14 protein-coding genes are annotated in these 17,337 nt (G+C 48.2%); 7 read left to right on the top strand and 7 right to left on the bottom strand.

Annotation, left to right across the window (positions count from 1 at the left end; translation table 11 throughout):
• Positions 1-6 precede the first annotated feature (6 nt).
• From ACUJFL_RS16770 to ACUJFL_RS16755, 4 genes are read right to left on the bottom strand one after another with little or no spacing between them, the layout of a single operon-like run.
• Positions 7-1,176 carry an exo-beta-N-acetylmuramidase NamZ family protein gene (locus ACUJFL_RS16770; protein WP_226751947.1) on the bottom strand — a complete coding sequence of 390 codons (1,170 nt, stop codon included), beginning with the start codon at positions 1,174-1,176 and terminating at the stop codon, positions 7-9.
• A complete protein-coding gene (murQ, locus tag ACUJFL_RS16765) occupies positions 1,173-2,093 on the bottom strand; it encodes an N-acetylmuramic acid 6-phosphate etherase (protein WP_445428072.1) in 921 nt (306 codons plus the stop codon). The genes ACUJFL_RS16770 and murQ overlap by 4 nt, the downstream gene beginning before the upstream one ends.
• Before the next feature lie 13 nt (positions 2,094-2,106).
• Entirely contained in the window at positions 2,107-2,964 is an 858-nt protein-coding gene (locus ACUJFL_RS16760; protein ID WP_226751949.1) for a BadF/BadG/BcrA/BcrD ATPase family protein, read from the bottom strand.
• Positions 2,964-4,535, bottom strand: a complete 1,572-nt coding sequence (locus tag ACUJFL_RS16755; protein WP_229587599.1) for a sodium:solute symporter — start codon at positions 4,533-4,535, stop codon at positions 2,964-2,966. Before ACUJFL_RS16755 ends, ACUJFL_RS16760 begins: the two co-directional genes overlap by 1 nt.
• A 265-nt stretch (positions 4,536-4,800) precedes the next feature.
• Here ACUJFL_RS16755 and ACUJFL_RS16750 point away from each other — a divergent pair, with 265 nt between their 5' ends.
• The gene (locus ACUJFL_RS16750; RefSeq protein WP_226751951.1) at positions 4,801-6,612 is read left to right on the top strand and encodes a glycoside hydrolase family 3 protein; all 1,812 of its coding nucleotides are present in this window, start codon (positions 4,801-4,803) and stop codon (positions 6,610-6,612) included.
• A 2-nt stretch (positions 6,613-6,614) separates the two neighbouring features.
• Positions 6,615-7,805, top strand: coding sequence for an acyltransferase family protein (locus tag ACUJFL_RS16745; protein WP_445428071.1), 1,191 nt, complete (start codon positions 6,615-6,617; stop codon positions 7,803-7,805).
• On the opposite strand, the gene ACUJFL_RS16740 is transcribed toward ACUJFL_RS16745, so the two are convergent.
• The 3 genes from ACUJFL_RS16740 to ACUJFL_RS16730 all read right to left on the bottom strand — a co-directional run bounded on the left by ACUJFL_RS16740 (position 7,795) and on the right by ACUJFL_RS16730 (position 9,923).
• Entirely contained in the window at positions 7,795-8,451 is a 657-nt protein-coding gene (locus tag ACUJFL_RS16740; protein ID WP_445428070.1) for a DUF1294 domain-containing protein, read from the bottom strand. The two genes, ACUJFL_RS16745 and ACUJFL_RS16740, sit on opposite strands and share 11 nt — an antisense overlap.
• A 68-nt stretch (positions 8,452-8,519) precedes the next feature.
• A complete protein-coding gene (gene nadC, locus ACUJFL_RS16735) occupies positions 8,520-9,401 on the bottom strand; it encodes a carboxylating nicotinate-nucleotide diphosphorylase (RefSeq protein ID WP_445428069.1) in 882 nt (293 codons plus the stop codon).
• A 3-nt stretch (positions 9,402-9,404) separates the two neighbouring features.
• A complete protein-coding gene (locus tag ACUJFL_RS16730) occupies positions 9,405-9,923 on the bottom strand; it encodes a retropepsin-like aspartic protease family protein (protein ID WP_445428068.1) in 519 nt (172 codons plus the stop codon).
• Positions 9,924-9,992: 69 nt separating this feature from the next.
• Here ACUJFL_RS16730 and ampD point away from each other — a divergent pair, with 69 nt between their 5' ends.
• The 5 genes from ampD (at position 9,993) to aceF (ending at position 17,207) form a co-directional block, all read left to right on the top strand.
• Positions 9,993-10,559, top strand: coding sequence for a 1,6-anhydro-N-acetylmuramyl-L-alanine amidase AmpD (gene ampD / locus ACUJFL_RS16725; protein ID WP_445428067.1), 567 nt, complete (start codon positions 9,993-9,995; stop codon positions 10,557-10,559).
• Positions 10,556-11,482, top strand: a complete 927-nt coding sequence (ampE, locus tag ACUJFL_RS16720) for a regulatory signaling modulator protein AmpE (protein WP_445425558.1) — start codon at positions 10,556-10,558, stop codon at positions 11,480-11,482. Before ampD ends, ampE begins: the two co-directional genes overlap by 4 nt.
• Before the next feature lie 328 nt (positions 11,483-11,810).
• Entirely contained in the window at positions 11,811-12,569 is a 759-nt protein-coding gene (gene pdhR, locus ACUJFL_RS16715; protein ID WP_226751958.1) for a pyruvate dehydrogenase complex transcriptional repressor PdhR, read from the top strand.
• A gap of 46 nt (positions 12,570-12,615) precedes the next feature.
• Entirely contained in the window at positions 12,616-15,282 is a 2,667-nt protein-coding gene (gene aceE / locus ACUJFL_RS16710; RefSeq protein ID WP_226751959.1) for a pyruvate dehydrogenase (acetyl-transferring), homodimeric type, read from the top strand.
• Positions 15,283-15,293: 11 nt separating this feature from the next.
• Complete coding sequence (aceF, locus tag ACUJFL_RS16705; protein ID WP_445428066.1) at positions 15,294-17,207, top strand: pyruvate dehydrogenase complex dihydrolipoyllysine-residue acetyltransferase; 1,914 nt, start codon at positions 15,294-15,296, stop codon at positions 17,205-17,207.
• Positions 17,208-17,337: the final 130 nt, after the last annotated feature.

The raw sequence follows: 17,337 nt of genomic DNA, 5'->3' as shown, positions 1-17,337 counted from the left end.
TGGGCTTTACGGATAAAGCAAATAGGCTTGACGCTGTTTTAAAAACAGCTGTAGCTGTGGTTGCCAACTGGCGCGGATCTGCGCCTCACTTAAACCGGCAGCGATTTGCAAACGCAATTGATCGGTGCCGGCTAATTTATCCATAAAATCGGGCGCGCTAAATAGCGTTTTCGCATGACTATCAAATAACTGATTCCAGCGCATCAAATAACTCAGCGTTAAGCCGCCAGCCGGCACGTGGCGTAAATCTTCACCATGTAGCAATTGGTCCATTAAGGGCGGTTTTAATGCGGCACCTGGTGTGCTAACCGGGGTAAAAGCAAAGCCGTCAGTGGCAAACTTATCATAACCAATCACTTGAAACGGAAAATCTGTGCCACGGCCAACACTGAGCGGTGTTGCCTCAAAAAAGCCGAGCGATGGATAGAGTTTAATCGCTTGTTGATTCGGCAGGTTGGGGCTTGGTGGGATCGGTAAGGTATAAGCTTGCTGGCGTTGATAGTTCGCCACTGGGATCACGGTCAGTGTTAACTTATCAGCTTGAGCTATCCAACCCTCGCCTTTAATCATTAGGGCTAACTCACCCACGGTCATACCGTGTAATAATGGAATGGGGTGCATCCCCACAAATGACTGAAAAGCTAAGTCGAGCACAGGCCCATCCACATAGGCGCCATTCGGATTAGGCCGATCCAGCACCAGCATCGGTTTTGAAAATTCGGCTGCTGCCGCTAACATGTAGTGCATCGAGCTAATATAGGTGTAATAACGTACGCCAACATCCTGAATATCAAACAGGATAATATCCAGTGCTTGCATTTGCTCGGGGCTGGGTTTTTTGCTGGCGCCATACATTGACCACACCGGTAAACCCGTGCGGCTATCTGTGCCATTAGCGATAGCGGCACCAGCGTCATGATTCCCTCGAAAACCATGCTCTGGCGCGAAGATCGCGACCACCTGAATGTTTTGCGCCAGTAAAAAGTCAACCAGATGTTGTTCACCCACTACCGAGGTTTGATTAACTAACAAGCCAACACGTTTACCTTTTAGTAGCGGCAAGTATTTAGCCGGTTGCTCAGCGCCGGTCAGCAGCACGGGCGCGGCACTATTGGCCAAAGCTAGCGGGCTAAACCAAACGAGAAGCGTGAGCGCAAGGTGCCAGACGGATTTCATTGCATCGCCTCCAATGCTTGGCGCACGAAGCCCTGTTGTGCTGTTAATTGCTCACGGCAACGGGCAATCGGTTGGCCACTGAGTAAATGTAAAATAGCCAGCTTGGCGTTCATTTGGCTGTCTTGTAAAGCTTTTTCCGCCACTGGCGCAGTGCAATCGGTGGCTTGCATCACTATACGAATGGCGCGAGCGACTAATTTTTGGTTGCTGGCATGCAGGTCGACCATTAAATTCTGATAAACCTTGCCGGTACGCACCATGGCGGCGGTGCTGAGCATATTTAAAATCATTTTTTGTGCGGTGCCGGCTTTCATCCGGGTTGAACCGGTGACCACTTCTGGCCCAACTTCAGCGCAGATGGCAATATCGGCAGCTTGTAGCAGTGGGGCCTTGGCATTACAACTAATAGCGACGGTGCTGGCGCCTAGCGAGCGCGCATAGGCCAGCCCACCTAGCACATAAGGGGTACGGCCACTGGCAGCAATGCCGACTAACACGTCTTTAGCGCTAAACTGAATGCGTTGTAAGTCGGCAGCACCAAGCTCTGGGTTATCTTCGGCGCCTTCAACGGCTTTATATATCGCTTTATCACCCCCGGCAATTAAACCGATCACTTGCTGATCTGGCACGCTATACGTGGGAGGGCATTCCACCGCATCTAAGATCCCCAAGCGACCACTGGTTCCTGCGCCCAGATAGATTAAACGACCCCCGTGCGTAAAGGCTTTAACAATCTGATCAACCGCTGCTGCGATTTGCGGTAAAGCGGGGGTAATGTGCTGCGCAACCCCTTGGTCGGCTTGGTTGATTAACGACACCAGTTGCAAGCTATTGAGTTGATCGATATTGGCACTGTCGCTATTACGTGCTTCGGTGCTCATGTTGGCCAGTTGGGTTAATAATTGTTCTGTGTGCATTGTCTTGCCTGTCTTAAGAAGAAGCGGCCAATTTGGCCGCTAGAACTAAACCCCCCGCTAATGCATCACCGCGGGCAGGTTGTAATTGTGCTTGTAAGTTATCGCAAAGCCAAGGCTGGCAATGCGTGGCTAAGCCACCTAATAACACCAAGGGCAAATTTTGCTGGTTGAGCGCGCACTTAGCCAAGGTAGAAATGGCAGCACCTTGCTGTTGTTGTAATTGCTGGCTGAGTGCATCCTGATAGTGATAGATCAAGGGCGCCAGTTTGGCAAAGTCGCTTGCATTGGCTTGTTTTAACCAAGGCAGCAACTGCTCGGTATTCGCGCCACATTGCTGACTAACCGCAGTCAGTAATGGGCTAAGTGGCCGTTGCCAATCTAATTGCCATAACAGTTGTCGTACTAATTGTTGACCAAGCCAAGCGCCACCGCCTTCATCGCCAATACCAAAACCCCAGCCACCTACCTGGTGTTCAGTGCCATCCTGTTGCAAGCGCATACCCACCGAACCGGTACCAATCGCCACCACCACCACGGGTTGGCCTAAGTTCGCACCATATAAAGAGGTACGCGCATCCGTTGTCAGCAGCCAGTGAGCGAAAGGGATTTGCTGGGCTTGGTTAAATGCTTCGGCTAACTGCGGATTTCCCGCGCCCGCTAAGCCGAAAATAGCACTGACGTCAGCAGGGCGGGCATTGGCTTGTTGGCAAAGCTGCAGGCTAAGCTCACGCACATGATGAATAGCTGCTGCAAAATCGTTGGTCAGCTGGGCAGCACCAGCGCGAGCCGTCCAACGTTGGCCGCTTTGTTGACACAGCAATAGGCCATCCGTTTTGGTGCCACCGCCATCTAAGGTTAACAAGTAACGCATTAAGCCTCCTTGGCATGCGCAGACGTGGTTTGCTGTGCGCTGCCGCTATAACAGGTTAAAAAGGCCAAAAGCGTGGCGATACATAACTGCCAGGTGAAGCCTAAATCTAAAGCCGCTAAGTTTGGACTAAGCTGCTTTAATACATAGGGTTGCAATACTAAGCAAGTAACAAAGCCGACACACAAGGCGGCCGTCACACTATATCGATTACCGCGCCGAGTAAATAACGCGGTAAAAAATACGCCGAGTAAACCGCTGTAAGAAAACACCATTACGCTAAGCGCAAAGGCCAGTAGCGGCATATCGGAATACTGTTGCCAGTAAAAACATAAGATAGCCATTAAGGATAACGCGATAGCCGTTAGCAGCATGGCGCATTGTCCGGCACGGACAAAATGTTTAGCTTCGGTAGCCGGTTGGCGGCGTAAGCGCCAAGGTTGATAGAGATCTGCAACCAGTACCGAGGCCATGGAGTTTAGCCCTGAGGTAATGGTTGAAAGCGCCGCGGCAATCACGCCGACCACCACCAAACCCCGTAAGCCAGATGGCAATTCATTTAGCACATAGTACATAAAGACAGTGATTTTCTCGCCTTGAAAGCTGTCTTGTAATACCTGTGTGCCTGCCGCTAAATCTGGCCGTTGATAAAACAAGTACAATAAAAATCCAATGACAATAAACACCAACATCACTGGGATCACTAATAACACTGAAGAGAGCAGCGCTTGCGCGCCTTTCGCCGGTGTTTTACAAGTCAATACGCGCTGCGTCATATCTTGATCTAAACCAAAGGCCGCAATATTTAATAAGACAAAGCCGGTAAGCGCTGACCAAACATTAAAGACGCCTGCCGAGCTAAAATCCAGATGGAAATCGAATAACAACAATTTCGAACGGGCTTGCTCTGGCGGATAACGTAAAGCCTCAACAACTTGTTGCCAGGGAAGATCGAGGCTGCTGTATAAATAAAACAAAACCAGCAAGGCGGCACTAACATAGACAAAGCACTGTAATGCATCGGTATAAATGACCGAGCGGATACCGCCCATCATGGTACAAAGTAAACCGATCACGGCCAATAACGCGACTGCGGCCACAATACCGCTGGCGTTGATATGATTAAACAGCAGCATTGAGACCGCTAAAGCCGCCATATATAAGCGCGCGCCACTGGCAAAAACCCGACCAAATAAATACATTTGCCCAGCATGATTTTTCGCGCTGGCGCTAAAGCGCTGTTCTAATAACTCATACACGGTGGTGACTTTTAGCTGGTAATAGCGAGGGATCAGCCATTTAATCACAAACCAGGCCGCCAAAATGGCGCCAAAAGAGCTGGCTAAATAGGTTAAATTGCCACGAAAGCCCATATCGGGGCCACCTAAAAAAGTGGCTGCCGATTGCGACGTGGCAAGTACAGAAATTGCCACTAACCATGCGGGCATTGAATTAGCCGCTAAGAAGTAATCACTGCTGTTCTTCGATTTTTGTTGGTTGACCCACCATGCCAATAAACCAAGGATCAAAAAGTAGCTGCAAAAGACCAGCCAATCTAATAAGGTGAGCTGCATTACGCTTTGCCTGTCGAAATTAATACGCCAAACCCACCCCGCAGCACATCGTTGTGATGGGGTTGCTGGCAATTGCTAGCTGCAGTAAAGCATAAGTTATAGAATGTGAATAGACTAAAATATTCTTGTTTGCGTATTTTTTATGAATAATTTATGTTTAACCCTAATGAATTAGGCTAAGGATTTCCAATTGGCTACTGCTCGCCTTGGTTGCTACCGCAAAGTATTGCTAGCAATGCTGTCAACCTCACTGTTTTGGACTGCTATGGATATAAATGCTGCTGCGCGCAAGCCGGCAATAGATGTGCCCCACATGTTGGGACAAAAATTGATGTTGGATCTACGTTATTACTGTGACACGCCCGTAGCGGCGGGGCAATGTCGAACGCCGATGACGCAATTACCTGCAGCTTTAGCCGAGTTAATTCAACGCTATCAGATTGGCGGCGTTATTTTGTTTGCAGAAAACGTGCAACAACCACAGCAGATTATTCAATTAACCGAGCAGTTGCAGGCGGCTGCTCAAGCGCAAGGACATCATTTACCGCTTTTTATCGGTATCGATCAAGAAGGCGGTCGCGTGGCGCGTTTACCCCGCCAACAATCAACCTCGTTTAGCGGTAATATGGCCATCGGTGCCACTTATCCCGTGCATGGCACCGCCTTTGCTAGCCAAGTAGGTACGGTTCTGGCGCATGAGCTGTTAAGTTTAGGCATTAACGTTAACTTTGCGCCCACGGTTGATGTGAATGTAAACCCCTTAAACCCGGTGATTAACGTCCGTTCTTTTGGTGAAGATGCCAAACAAGTGGCAGAGCTGGGTGGGGCGATGACAGGCGCGATGCAGCAAGCGGGCTTGTTAGTTTCGCTAAAGCACTTTCCAGGACATGGCGATACGCATGTTGACAGCCACTTGGGGTTACCCCGTGTTGATCATAGCGCGGAGCAAATTGCCAATACCGATTTATACCCCTTTGCGAAGATTATTCAGCAATATGATCCGGCGATGATCATGACTGCGCATATTCAGTTTCCGGCTTTAGACGACAGCGTGTTCGTGAGCAAAAATGGCGAAACCATGTTAAAGCCAGCGACGTTGTCGCGGAATATTTTGCATGGCGTTTTGCGCCAACAGCTGGGTTATAAAGGGCTGATTGTTACTGATGCCTTGGATATGGCTGGTATTAGTCATTTCTTTACCGTACCCCAAGCCGTGATTGAAACCTTTGCTGCGGGGGCTGATATTGCCTTGATGCCAGTGAAATTACAAAGCCCAGCGGAGTTACCCCAACTGGCCGCTTTATTAGATGAATTAAGCGCGGCCGTGGCGCAAGGGCATTTAGATAAGCAAGAATTACAGGCGTCTTATCAACGTATTGTTAAGGCTAAACAGAGCCTAAAAGCGTTAAGTCAGCCCAGTCTCGCGCTGGCGACAAAAACCTTAGCTAACCCAGAGCATCGCGCCGCTGAGTTGGCCTTAGCCCGAGCTGCCGTCACCGTGGTTAAAGGGTCAACGGCATTACCGTTAACCTTTGCGGGTAAAAAAACGGTCTTGTTAATGCCTGATACCAGTAAGGGCCGAGTGTTGCAGCAACATTTGCAGCAACTTGGCGCGAATAGCGCTGATATCACGGTGATCAGTTTAGTGCAGCTTAATTTAGATCAGGCCAAGCAACAGATTGCCGCAGCTGATCAGGTCATTGCTGCCTTTATTTCACCGATGCAATCTTTAGCTGAAATGGGCGGTATGGACGATCTTGCTGCGAATACCAATTTGGCTGAGGCGTATCAAAAGCAGCAGCGTTACTTTTACCAATTATTGGAATATGGTGCCGCGTTAAAGAAAGATCAGACCTTTGTCAGTTTGCGCTCACCTTACGAAATCAGCCTGTATGCACCCTTGGTGCAGCGCACCATCGCGACTTATGCCTACCATAACTGGCAACAGCAAGATGGTAGCTTAGTCAGCCCAATTTATCAGGCTCTGGCCGAAGTATTGGTGGGGCAGCGCCAAGCCACGGGCCAATTACCGGTCACGTTGCCGCTGAGTATGCCTGCGGTTACGGCGGGCCAATAGGCATGTTTGGTGTGCGCCAACACTGCCAAGCCATTTTGGTGCAACAGCCCGCGGGCCGTTTGTTGGCGCTGGATATATTGCGAGGCTTGGCCATTATGGCCATGGTATTGGTGAATAACCCAGGCAGTTGGCAATATATCTATGCGCCGCTACGCCATGCCGAATGGCATGGCTGGACAGTGACCGATCTGATCTTTCCGGCTTTTATCATTATGGTCGGCATGTCGATCCAGCTGAGCTTGCGGCAAAAAGTAGCGCAAACCAAGCTTGAGGTCATTCAAGCCGGCGCACTACGTGCATTAAAACTGTATTTGCTCGGGCTATTCTTGGTGCTGTTTTATTATAACTTTCGTGATCCGGCTTACAGTTATTTGCAGCAAAAACTTCTAACGGTACGTTGGTTTGGTGTATTACAACGCATCGCCTTGGTGTACTTTTGTACCTTATTAATTGTGCTGTATTGCGGCACCCGAGCGCGAGTGCTTTGGCTGGTGGGCTTATGTGTAGTTTATCTCGCTTTGATGCAATACATGCCATATCAGGACGCGCAAGGGCAACAATTTGTTGGGCTTTGGCAATTTGGCAATAATTTTGCTGCCTGGTTGGATCATCAGATACTCGGCGCGCAGCATGTGTTTTTTCGAAGCGCTACCCCCTTTGCGTTTGATCCCGAAGGCTTATTAAGCACTTTACCGGCCATCAGCAGCTGTTTACTGGGCGTGGTGATGGCGCAACTTTTACAAAGTGACCAGCCTCTCGCGTTTAAAATTCGTTTACTGGCTTTAGCCGGTGTGGCGATGGTATGGATTGCCGAACTCGCCCATCCGCTGTTACCCATTAATAAAATGCTATGGACTCCCACCTTTGTGTTGTTGAGTACCGGTTACACGGCGTTATTGCTGGCGGTGATTCTTTGGCTTACCGAGATTAAACGTTATCGCTTGTGGGGGGCTCCGTTAGTAGTGTTTGGCGTTAATGCTATTTTGTTTTTTATGTTAGCGGGGGTGGCAGCTCGCATCTTATCCATGCTGCCAGTGGCAGGGACGACTTTGGGGAATGCCTTATTTCGGGAAGTTTTTCAGCCGTTATTCGGTAATTACAATGGTTCGTTAGCCTTTGCGTTGTGCTTTTTAGCGATAGCGTATCTGGGCATGTTGGTTTTGTATCGGCGCGGTTTTATCTTTAAAGTGTAAGAAATGCCACGCGGGATAACAGTTGTTGACCTGGTGTTGACAGTAGCCATAGCAATAAAATGCAGTTGGCTAATACGATAAGCCAAAACTCACGCTGAAACAGTGGCTTACTGCGTTTGTGCGCGAGTTTTTTCTGGGCAAATAACGCCCCTGGCCAGCCGCCAATTAAGCTAAACATTTGTAAGCTTTCTTCAGGTAAGCGCTGACTTTGCCTTGCAATGGCCGCGTTTTTATCCGCTTGATATAACCAATAAGTAAAGATACTGACCTCGATATAAAGGATCGGTAAGATATACGGCAAGGTACCAAACAATAAACTAATAATCACCAGCATTAAAAAGGCCGCCCGAAAATACAGCGCCAGATCTTTAGCATACTCTAAGTCAACGGTATTTTTCGGGATAACAAGACGTTCTTTGGGGGGGGCAATTGTTGCGTTACTGTCGATGCTTAAGCTAACCGCAATTGGCCGACCTTTTTTATCTGTACCTAGGTCAAAACGCAGCAGATCACCCTCAACAGGCCGGTGTTTTGGCTGAGCAAAATCGCGGATATGAAAAAAAAGTTTCTGGTTCGTTTGCTCACAAAACAAAAAACCAAAGCCTTTTTTGTCTTGCCAGAAAACGACCTTGCCTGTCAGTTGCATCAACTACACCTCACTGACCCAGCAAATGGCTGAATAGGAATCAGTGTAGCAGAAACGGCCAACATTGTTTACTTCCGGCTCTGTAAACGCATCGATAAATCAATAGCCGTAACATGCTTGGTTAAAGCACCGCTGGAAATAAAGTCGACACCGGTGGCCGCAAGGGCGCTAAGGTTTTCGCTCGTAATATTGCCAGACACTTCCAATTTAGCTTGGCCTGCGGTCAGCATTACCGCTTGTTGAATATCGGGCAAACTAAAGTTATCTAACATAATAATATCAGCTTGAGCACTGAGCGCTTCGGCTAACTCGGTGAGGCTCTCGACTTCAACTTCAATCGGTTTCCCTGGAAAATTAATACGGGCTGTTTGCACGGCGTTGCTAATCGTGCCCGCGGCAGCGATATGATTTTCTTTAATTAAAAACGCGTCGAACAAACCAAAACGATGGTTTAAGCCGCCGCCGCAGCTTACCGCATATTTCTGAGCAAAGCGCAGACCAGGCAGGGTTTTACGGGTATCCAGTAATCGGGTGTTGCTGCCTGCTAGAAACTGAACGTAGTACGCTGTGGTGGTCGCAGTGCCGCTGAGCAATTGTAAAAAGTTAAGTGCACTGCGCTCTCCGGTTAGCAACACACTGGCTGGGCCAGTTAAAGAACACAGCAGGCTGTTGGCTGCCACTTGGTCGCCATCGGCAACATGCCAACGCACGCTGACGTCGGCACTAAGTTGTTTAAATACCTCATCAACAAAAGCCGTGCCACAGATCACACAATCTTCACGCGTGATAATAGTGGCATCTGCATATTGCTGAGGGGGGATCAACGATGCGGTGATATCGCCTAAAGCAAGCGGTTGCAGACCTAAGTCTTCCGCTAGCGCAGTAGTCACCGCACGCGGAATTTCGTTGGCTAATAACGGGTGAGCAAAGGGTACGACGTGTCTGTTCATAAGTTAAATGCGCTGGATCAGTGTGAGTTCATTGCCTTGTTGCCGGAATTCTAACTGTTTTAGGGCGCTCATACCTAACAAAATCTCTGAGCCAGCTAAATTAGGTACTATGCTGGCTGGCACATTATGTAAGGTTATTAGGCCAAGCTTTAGTTCGGCAATTTCGCTGCGCCAGGCGGTAGTGACACCATTAGCCGTGGCGACACGCATCTCTGTGCCCTTAGGCAAGCCTAATTCTGCCGCTGCACTGGCGGAGATCGCTACCGTGGTGGCGCCAGTATCCAGTAAAAAATCGATGGGTTTGCCATTGATCAAAGCGACACCTAAATAGTGTCCTGCTCGGTTTCGTGCTAATTTCGTGGTGATTTCATTGGCAGAAACGCTGCTTTGCAGTTGTTGGTTCGGGTTTTGTTGCTTACTCAGATAATCTTGAAAAAACCAAAACAAGGCACCCGCCAGCAGCAGCCAAGTGATCAACGTAAAAAATTTACCAAATGCAGAACTGACTTCAGGTGCTTGCATAAATGTAATCCAGCATTGACAATAGCCCAACAGCTTACTGAGACAGCCGTAAAAAGGCAAAAATACCCCATGAGTCGCTTTGCAAGCCCCATGCCCCATTTAATTCAACGGCCATGCAGTCATTTTGATGCACGACCAGATGATACTGAAATAAACTTACTGGTGATCCACAATATTAGTTTACCCGCCGGTCAATTTTGTCAGGATCCGCACCACAGTTATGTTGATGCCTTATTTAGTGGCACCTTGGATTGTCGCGCGCATCCTAGTTTTGCTGATTTGCAAGGGCTGCGCGTGGCGGCCCATTGTGTGATTTGGCGCGATGGACAAATTTTCCAATACGTGCCTTTTGAGATGCGAGGCTGGCATGCTGGTCAAAGCAGTTTTGCCGGTCAGCCAAGATGTAATGACTATTCAATAGGTATTGAGTTAGAAGGCACGGACGAGATACCCTATACTGAACAACAATATAGTAGTTTGCTGCGGTTAACACGGAGTTTGCTGCAGCAGTATCCAGCGATAACCCTGGAGCGTATTGTGGGCCATTGTGATATTGCACCAGGCCGCAAGACCGATCCCGGAGCCGCTTTTGATTGGCAGCGTTATAAACAAGCGCTAAAGGAGAACAAGGCATGACTTTAATTAGTATGTTACTGGCATTAATTATTGAACGGCTTGCTGTACGCAGTGATGCATGGCAAGCCCGACCTTACTGTCAGGCATATTTAAAACTGACTGCAGGCTCAGGATTGAGCAAATTAGCCGAGCATAGCTTAGGTCGCTACCTGTGGCTGCTGTTACCTGGGTTAGTTATTGCTTTGATCTTGCATTTTGTGGATAGCCGTTTAATCAGTTTAATTGTGAATACCCTAGTGTTGTTAGTAGCGATTGGCTGTTGGCATTATCGGCAACTGTATAAGCAGTTTTTGAATGCGCAAGAACGTGGCGATGATGAAGCAGCTTATTTAGCTATGCAGCAAATTCGTCAAGACAGTGCCAGCAAAGTGGATGACAGCAACGGTTTACTGTTGGTCTGGTTAAACTTTCGCTATTACGCGGCGGTTGTGTTCTGGTTTTTAGTACTGGGTGCTTTTGGTGCCGTGACTTATGCATTATTACGTCATGTACAAGAGCAACCTCAGCTGAAAGATGAGCGTGATGATCAGGTTGAGACGGTTGATGCCTTAGATGAAAGCGAAACCGCGGCCACCGACAACTACAGTTCTTTTAACGCAAACAAAGCTGAAGCAACGCCAAAAGATGCGGTGCATTATTTACTATTTTGGGCAGATTGGTTCCCTGCGCGTTTATTCGGTTTAGGTTTTGCGCTAGTAGGGCATTTTTCGCGTGCTTCCAATGCGCTGTTAGGCTATTTCCTCGACTTTACCGCGGATAATCAGCAAGTGATTACTGATGTGGCTAAAGCGGCCGAGCCGATCGTTGATGTCCCTCAGGAAGTCAGCGATGACACCGGTAGTATGGTGCAGCTCGCAAAGCGCAATATGCTATTCTTTTTAGCTTTTACTGCTATTTTGACATTAAGCGGATGGATTAGTTAATCAAAAGTGATTTGCCAAGCAGGGCGCACAGCGCGATAGGGTCAGTGTTCAGTCTGACAATATTGTACTGGCGCCTTTTTTTATACGTAAAGCCTTACCTTGCTGCTCGTTAACTTGTCAGACCATTTAGCTTAGTACCGATTGATGCCACATTTTATCGAGCTAAAACTCTAAATATTTTTGCTTTTGCTATTCCTTGTAATCTCTGCTTTATTTACATACTGGTGTGAAACTGATAGCCTAGCGCACAATAATAAAAAATTGGTAATACCAATTTACAATGATGCGGCAGCTTGCCGTAAACAGGTAGCAGAACGTTTGACTCGCAATGACTGATTTAAAAATTAAGCCGGCAAAATTGTCCGATCGTATTGTCGAGCAACTCGAAAACCTGTTGCTTGAAGGCAGCTTTTCGCCAGGTCAAAAATTGCCCTCTGAGCGTGAGTTAGCCGAGCGGTTTGATGTGTCACGGCCCTCATTACGTGAAGCCATTCAAAAACTAGAAGCCAAAGGTTTAGTGAGTCGGCGTCAAGGTGGCGGCACCTATATCAAAGATACCTTGGCTGTGGGCTTAACGGATCCGCTGTTTGAGCTGATTGGCCGACACCCTGAATCACAATTCGATCTGCTAGAATTTCGGCATGCCCTAGAAGGCATCAGTGCTTATTATGCAGCGTTACGAGGTACTGAAGCTGATCACATAAAAATCAAAACCTTATACGAAGATATTTGTCGAACGCAACAACAGCAAGATATAGATGCTCAGGCTATGGCGGTCGGGCAGTTTTATTTAGCAGTCGCTGAAGCGTCACATAATGTCGTATTGCTTCATCTTGTTCGTGGCTTAACGCCGTTAGTTGAGCAAAATGTCCGTTTAAATTTAGCCGCCTTGCAGCACAGTGAAGGCATTGCCGAAAAGCTTAATGAGCATCGGCAACGGTTAATGCAAGCGGTGATAAATGGCGAGCCGGAATTGGCGCGTCAGGCCAGTAATGGTCACTTAGCCTTTATTGAAGAAGCTTTGTTAGAAGTCGGCAAAGAACGTTCGCGGATAGAACGTTCTTTGCGCCGTTCACAGCAAGCATAATTTTTTTAGCACGCCACGGGCGTGATTAACCATAGGAAACCTCGATATGTCTGAAGTCAGTAAGGTTGACATCGACGCTTTAGAAACCAAAGAGTGGCTGGAAGCGTTGGAGTCAGTGGTGCGTACCGAAGGGGTAGAGCGGGCGCAGTTTTTGCTGGAGCAAGTGCTAGAGCAAGCTCGGTTGGATGGTGTGGATATGCCTACCGGTGTGACCACCAACTATATCAATACTATCCCACCACAGCAGGAACCGGCTTACCCTGGCGATGTTAACTTGGAAAGACGTATTCGTTCGGTGATCCGTTGGAATGCTATCATGATCGTGCTGCGTGGCTCGAAAAAAGATCTGGAACTCGGTGGCCACATGGCGTCGTTCCAATCTTCAGCGGCGTTTTACGAAACCTGTTTTAACCACTTTTTCCGTGCACCAAATGAAAAAGATGGCGGCGATTTAGTGTATTACCAAGGCCACATTTCACCGGGTATCTATGCGCGCGCCTTTGTGGAAGGCCGTTTAACGGCTGAGCAACTGGATGGTTTCCGCCAAGAAGTCGATGGCAATGGTTTATCCAGCTACCCACACCCGAAACTAATGCCAGAATTTTGGCAATTCCCAACAGTATCAATGGGTTTAGGGCCAATCGCTTCCATTTACCAAGCCCGTTTCTTAAAGTATTTGCACGGCCGTGGTTTAAAAGATACCAGTGCACAGCGCGTTTATGCCTTCTTAGGTGATGGTGAAATGGATGAGCCAGAATCACGCGGTGCAATCAGCTTTGCCGCCCGTGAGAAGCTAGGCAACTTATGCTATTTAGTGAACTGTAACTTACAGCGCTTAGACGGCCCGGTTATGGGTAACGGTAAAATCATCCAAGAATTGGAAGGTTTATTCCGTGGCGCTGGTTGGAACGTGATTAAAGTGGTCTGGGGTCGTGGCTGGGATAAATTACTGGCAAAAGATACCACCGGTAAATTATTACAGTTAATGAACGAAACCATTGACGGTGATTACCAAACGTATAAAGCGAATGACGGCGCCTATGTGCGTAAACATTTCTTCGGACGTTATCCAGAAACGGCTGCTTTAGTGGCCGATATGACCGATGAAGAAATTTTTGCACTGAAGCGTGGCGGTCATGAGCCATCAAAACTGTATGCCGCCTTTAAAGCCGCGCAAGAGTGTACCGATAAACCCACGGTTATCTTAGCGAAGACGGTGAAAGGCTATGGTATGGGTGATGCCGCTGAAGGTAAAAACATCGCTCACCAAGTGAAAAAGATGGATATGACGCACGTGCTGCAATTACGCAAGCGCCTGGGTTTAGAAGATTACATCACTGAAGAAAAAGTGAACGAGTTATCTTACATCACCTTGCCAGAAGGCTCGCCTGAGTTGGAATACTTACACGCGCGTCGTAAAGCCTTACATGGTTATACGCCGGTGCGGTTACCGAACTTCACTAAGCCACTAACGCTACCTGAATTGTCTGCTTTTGACAGCCTGTTAGAAGAGCAAAAACGTGAAGTGTCTACCACCATGGCTTACGTGCGTGCGCTAAATATTTTGTTAAAAGACAAAAATATTGGTCAGCAAATTGTGCCTATTATTGCCGATGAAGCCCGTACCTTTGGTATGGAAGGCTTATTCCGTCAAATTGGTATTTACAACCCAGGTGGTCAGAACTACACGCCAGAAGATCGCTCGGTTGTCAGTTATTACAAAGAAGACGTGGGTGGTCAGGTATTACAAGAAGGGATTAATGAGCTGGGCGCCATGTCTTCATGGGTTGCTGCGGCCACTTCTTATAGCACCAACGATTTACCGATGATCCCATTCTATATTTACTACTCGATGTTTGGTTTCCAACGTGTTGGTGATATGGCGTGGTTAGCCGGCGATCAGCAAGCACGGGGTTTCTTATTAGGCGCTACAGCCGGTCGTACTACTTTGAACGGTGAAGGCTTACAGCACGAAGATGGTCACAGCCATATTCTGGCTAGCACAGTACCTAATTGTATTTCTTACGATCCAACTTATGCCTATGAAGTCGCGGTGATCCTGCAAGATGGTATTCGCCGCATGTACGGTGAAGCGCAAGAAAACATCTATTACTACATCACGGTAATGAATGAAAACTACCACCACCCAGCAATGCCAAAAGGCGCTGAGGAAGGCATTCGTAAGGGTATCTACAAGTTAGAATCTTTTAACGGCGGTCGCGGTAAGGTGCAGTTGCTAGGTTCAGGCACCATCTTAAATGAAGTGCGTAAAGCGGCTGATATTCTGAGCAAAGACTATGACGTCGCCTCAGATGTTTACTCCGTCACCTCGTTTAACGAACTAGCCCGTGATGGCCAAGATTGTGAGCGCTTTAACATGCTGCATCCTGATGCGGCAGAAAAAGTGCCCTATGTCGCCACAGTAATGAATAAAGCACCGGCCATTGCTGCCACGGATTACATGAAAAACTATGCTGACCAGATCCGAGCTTTTGTACCTGCTAATGCTTATAAAGTGTTGGGTACAGATGGTTTTGGTCGCTCGGATAGCCGTGAAAACCTGCGTCGTCACTTCGAAGTGAATGCCGGTTATATCGTGGTTGCCGCGTTAAATGAATTGGCGAAGCAAGGCGAGTTGAAAAAAGCGGTAGTGGCTGAGGCCATTAAGAAATTTGGCATCGACGCCGACAAAACCAACCCGCTGTACGCATAAGAGGATTTGTCATGACGATTGAAATTCAGGTACCGGATATCGGTGCAGATGAAGTTGAAGTTACCGAGATCCTGGTGAAGGTGGGCGATAAAGTCGCTGCCGACCAATCGCTACTCAGCGTGGAAGGTGACAAAGCTTCTATGGAAGTGCCTGCTGAGCAAGCAGGTGAAGTCGCAGAGATTTTAGTAAAAGTAGGCGACAAGGTGAAAACCGGTAGTCTGATTATGCGCTTTGCGAGTGCGGCTGCCGCAGCACCAGCCAAAGCGGAATCAGCGCCGGCACCCGCAGCAGCAAAAGAATCCGCTGCCACTAGCGAATTAAAAGAAGTACAAGTGCCGGATATCGGCGGTGATGAAGTTGAAGTTACCGAAGTGATGGTGAAAGTAGGCGACAGCGTAAAAGCGGATCAATCACTGCTTAACGTTGAAGGCGATAAAGCCGCGATGGAAGTGCCCGCTCCTTTTGCCGGTGTGGTGAAAGAAATCAAGGTGCAAACTGGCGCTAAAGTGAAAACCGGAAGCCTGATTATGGTGTTTGAAGTGGCAGCTAGCGGTGTAAGTACCGAGAAAGCTGAAACGGCAGCGCCAGCCAAGGCCGAGCCTGCTGCAGTACCCGCTGCCAATGAGTTAAAAGACGTGCAAGTGCCGGATATCGGCGGTGATGAAGTTGAAGTTACCGATGTGATGGTGAAAGTAGGTGATAGCGTAAAAGCGGATCAATCTATACTTAACGTTGAAGGCGATAAAGCGGCGATGGAAGTGCCCGCCCCGTTTGCCGGTGTGGTAAAAGAAATCAAAGTTCAAGCCGGTAGCAAAGTGAAAACCGGTAGTTTGGTGATGGTATTTGAAGTGGCCGGTAACGCGCCTGCAGCCAGTGCACCTGCGGCTGAAAAAGCGGCTACACCCGCTCCGGCTCCTGCCAGTTCAGCCCCAGCTGCGGCTAGTACACCTGCAGCGAGCAACGATGGCTTTGTAGAAAACAGTGCCTATGCCCATGCTTCACCGGTGATCCGCCGTTTAGCTCGCGAATTTGGCATTAACTTAGCCAAGGTGAAAGGTTCTGCCCGTAAAGGCCGCATCGTTAAAGAAGATGTGCAGAACTACGTTAAGCAACTGGTGAAACAAGCGGAAAGCGGTAGCATAGCGAGTAGCGGTACAGCCACTGGCGGCAATAATATGGGGTTCGATTTATTGGCTTGGCCAAAGGTCGATTTTGCCAAATTTGGTGAAGTGGAAGCGAAGCCGCTATCACGTATTCAGAAATTGTCAGGTGCTAACTTGCATCGTAACTGGGTACGCATTCCGCATGTTACACAGTTTGATGAAGCGGATATCACAGGCTTAGAAGAATTCCGTAAAGAGCAAAATGCGCTGGCTGATAAGAAGAAAATGGGGGTTAAATACACGCCGTTAGTCTTCATCATGAAAGCCGTAGCGAAAGCTCTGGAAGAATTCCCCACCTTCTGCAGCTCGCTGTCTGAAGATGGCGCTAGCTTAATCATGAAGAAATACATTCACTTAGGTATTGCTGTTGATACACCCAATGGTTTGGTGGTGCCGGTCGTGCGTGATGTGAACAAGAAGGGCGTGATTGAGCTGTCGCGTGAGCTGCAAGAGATTTCGGTGAAAGCACGTGAAGGCAAGTTAACCTCAAGCGATATGCAAGGGGGGTGCTTCACTATCTCTAGCTTAGGTGGCATTGGTGGTACGGCGTTTACGCCTATTGTTAATGCGCCGGAAGTGGCCATTTTAGGTGTCTCAAAATCTGAGATTAAACCGAAATGGAACGGCAAAGAGTTCGAACCGAAGCTAATGTTGCCTTTATCCGTTTCTTACGACCATCGTGTGATTGATGGCGCGTTAGCGGCGCGTTTTACGGCTACTTTGGCGGGTTATCTGGCTGATATTCGTCAGATAATCATGTAATAGCGTGCGGCAGCAGCGTTGAAACACGCTGTTGTCGCGGTTTAGGCGGCTAAAATTGCCGCTTTAGCCAAAAGTAGCGCGACAATGTGCGGCACGAATGTTAAAATTCAGCCACTTTTTTCGCCTGATA

The sequence above is a fragment of the Alishewanella sp. HL-SH05 genome (assembly GCF_052655985.1).
Note: the sequence above shows the minus strand (reverse complement) of the source record. Positions and strands in the feature narration are given on the sequence as shown.